This is a genomic window from Pseudomonas sp. SST3, assembly GCF_003325755.1.
The window spans coordinates 1-2,671 of sequence record NZ_QORI02000201.1 but is presented as its reverse complement, the minus strand read 5'-3'; the positions used below and the strand labels follow the sequence as shown (position 1 = coordinate 2,671).

Here is a 2,671-nt window from a genome sequence, read left to right as displayed (position 1 = left end):
TCAATATAACCGGCAATGGCAGCAGCAAAACTAGGGAATGTACCGGCCGCAGGAGTGTTAGATACGCGCCAATAATAGTTCTCGGCACTAACGACCTGACAAAAAAATAAACATGGCACCAAGAGCAGCAAAGAACGCCAAGTTTTCTGAACAAAGGAATGAAAGCGTAGATATTCCATCATCAAACCCGCCCAAAAAACACGAGATAGAACGCCAGGGTGGTCAGGATCAGGACGTACAGTTGGTAACTCATTGGCGTTCCCTCGGAAGTGAAAACCCCGCCGGAGCGGGGTTTGTTTGCTTCGGCACTTGCGGTGCGCAACCCAGGCTTACAGGGCGCGGCGCATGTACTTGAACGCCATGGCGGCGATGATCACGGCGAAGACGGCCCAGCCGATGGTGCCAACATCGGTGCCCGCCTCATCCAGTGCGCCGGTCGCTTCCGGGGGAACGGCTGCGTACACGGTGCCAGCCAGGGTGGAGAGCGCGGCAGCAGCGCCAACGCCGATTTTCTTGATGAAATGCTTGTTCAGTTGCATGGGTGATACCTCACTGTTTCAGGACTTTTTTGAGGACCAGAAAACCGAACACGGTGGCAAAGAGCACGATGGCCTCTGCCTGGAGTTCGGAGACCTGTTCCCAGGACAGTGCAGCGCCGTAGAGGCTCTGCATTTCCTCGACCGTGAGGGCAACCAGCGACCCGGAGCAGACGGGCGTACCGTCAGCGCCTTGGAGCCAGTCACCGTCACAGGCGAGGAAATTCATGCACCGGCCTCAAGGAGGTCGGCGGCTTGTTCGAGGGGTTCGCAGTCGGGGCAGACGGCGAAATGGGGCGGCAACCGCAGATCGGGCAGCAGATCGCTTTGCGGTGCGGGAAGGCTCATGAGCTTGCCCATGTCGTTGCCGCAGCAGTCGCAGATAACGCGGTCACCCATCAGCATGGTCCGCCCCTCCCCTTAGTTGGCTTTGGCTGGGTCGGCTGGCTTGGCCGGGTTCGGCTGAGCAGCTGAGCGGGTCGGTTCGGTGGTGTTGCGGGGCTTCACGGCTTCCAGTTGCAGGGCTAGGTTCTTGCCCTTGTTCTGGCCACCACGGGCGATCTCGAAGTGGATGCGCACCAGTTGCAGCGGCTCGAACTGGGCACCGGCTGCGAAGATCTCATCGGCTACTTCGTCCGCTGCTGCCATGCCGATGATGGAAAGGCCGTGTTCGGTCTTGCCGTCTGGTTCGTCGCCGTAGAAGACCTTGATGTACTTCTGGCCAGCTTCACCGTCGAAGCGTTGAGTGCCGAGAAATGCAACTTCCATAGTCGAACGTGCCATCTGTGTTTCCTCTTTCTAGTTGCGCTTGATTGCGCGTCTTCGCTTTTCGCAGGCCGAGCGATCCCGAGCAGACGAACTTCTAAAATTCGCCACTGCTGGTTTGTTACTGGGCCTACTGGTTAAAACTTCGCGTTGCGGTTGCCTGTTAGTTGGTTAACACCAAGGGCTTTGCCCTTGTCATCCCACTCTTGCCGCCGAGGGCTCGGGAGCGCGGGGCGGTGAAGCTGCCCCACACTCACGAGCGGAGGCTGTTTCGGTTCGTGCCGGGTCAAGGGTGCGCTCCGCCCGTGCTTCCGTTTGTCCGAACGGTGAGGCGTGTTCGGACAAGCCGGGAGCGCGGCCCTGGACCTGATCGAGTCCGAGTAGGGGCATGCCGGTCAGAAGCGCACCGATGGCTATGACTATTAGTAACTGGCTGAGCACGAGCAGCGAGGCGATGGCGTTCATTGGCTCAGGCCTCCAGCTGGAACGGCTCGTGAATCGGCACGTAGGGCGTGGGCTTGCCCGTATCGAGCACAACGCTCCAATACTTCGGCGGACGGTCGGGTGGCGTGTGTTTCTCGCAGGTATAGGCCGGTATCACCGCCCATTCCGAGGCGAGGACTGTCCAGACACCAGCGATCATGCCCATGCGGGTTGTGCGAATCGGCTGCACAGATGCGGGGCGGCATTGGGCGCAGGGTGTGGACCGGGAGCGAGCGGGTTTCGCCACTTCGCGTCGGGACCAGCAGACAGAGCAGTCGCAGCTCTCGGGGTGCGGTAGGCGCATATAGGTCGACAGGCTCATACGTCATCCCCTCGGCTGGCTTTCCGTAGGCGGCGCGGATCATGCCGACCATTCCTTTTCCATGAGCTGCTGTGTCAGTAGCGCCACGTTGACCATCACGTACTTGCCGACCTTGTGCGACGGGATATAGCCGTTGCGAATCCAGCCCCACACCACGTCGTGCTCGTTGCCCATGCGAATCCAATCCGCGAACTCACGCCAAGGCATCACCGGGGGCGGGCTTAGCAGGTCTTTAAGCGAGAGGTTGATTCCTTCCATGTCCTTGGCCTTTGTTGCACTATGTTGGTCTTTATTAGCGCAGCTAATATCTGCGTAACATTTACTCTTGCGTAAAAGTTACACCTTATCCGATCCTGCGTAAATGTTACGCATCATGAATTGTTCCTATATGGATTCAGTCCGAGATAGAGCGCTTCGATTGATACGGGCTATCGGTCCGAAGCGGTTGAGCGAGAAGGGCGGCAAGAATTACGACCGCTGGCGCAACATCAGCAGTGAGAAAATCCGCATCGGGACGGAGGAGATCGGCATCCTCGCAGACTCGTTTCCGGAATATGCCCTTTGG

7 protein-coding genes are annotated in these 2,671 nt (G+C 58.6%); all 7 read right to left on the bottom strand.

The genetic code is table 11. The features are described from left to right. On the bottom strand, window positions 1-182 hold a 182-nt coding region (locus DQ405_RS27345; RefSeq protein WP_206678946.1), incomplete at its 3' end, for a hypothetical protein. Window positions 183-329: 147 nt separating this feature from the next. Further along, window positions 330-539, bottom strand: a complete 210-nt coding sequence (locus DQ405_RS26550) for a major capsid protein (RefSeq protein ID WP_046162623.1) — start codon at window positions 537-539, stop codon at window positions 330-332. Between the two features lie 10 nt (window positions 540-549). Then, on the bottom strand, window positions 550-765 hold the full coding sequence (locus tag DQ405_RS26545; protein WP_046162624.1) for a hypothetical protein: 216 nt from the start codon (window positions 763-765) through the stop codon (window positions 550-552). Next, window positions 762-941, bottom strand: coding sequence for a hypothetical protein (locus DQ405_RS26540; RefSeq protein WP_046162625.1), 180 nt, complete (start codon window positions 939-941; stop codon window positions 762-764). The genes DQ405_RS26545 and DQ405_RS26540 overlap by 4 nt, the downstream gene beginning before the upstream one ends. A 15-nt stretch (window positions 942-956) precedes the next feature. Further along, on the bottom strand, window positions 957-1,319 hold the full coding sequence (locus DQ405_RS26535) for a hypothetical protein (RefSeq protein ID WP_174824639.1): 363 nt from the start codon (window positions 1,317-1,319) through the stop codon (window positions 957-959). Between the two features lie 451 nt (window positions 1,320-1,770). After that, window positions 1,771-2,106 carry a lysogeny maintenance protein PflM gene (gene pflM / locus DQ405_RS26525; RefSeq protein ID WP_168422509.1) on the bottom strand — a complete coding sequence of 112 codons (336 nt, stop codon included), beginning with the start codon at window positions 2,104-2,106 and terminating at the stop codon, window positions 1,771-1,773. Between the two features lie 39 nt (window positions 2,107-2,145). Then, on the bottom strand, window positions 2,146-2,364 hold the full coding sequence (locus DQ405_RS26520) for a DNA-binding protein (protein ID WP_168422508.1): 219 nt from the start codon (window positions 2,362-2,364) through the stop codon (window positions 2,146-2,148). Window positions 2,365-2,671 lie beyond the last annotated feature (307 nt).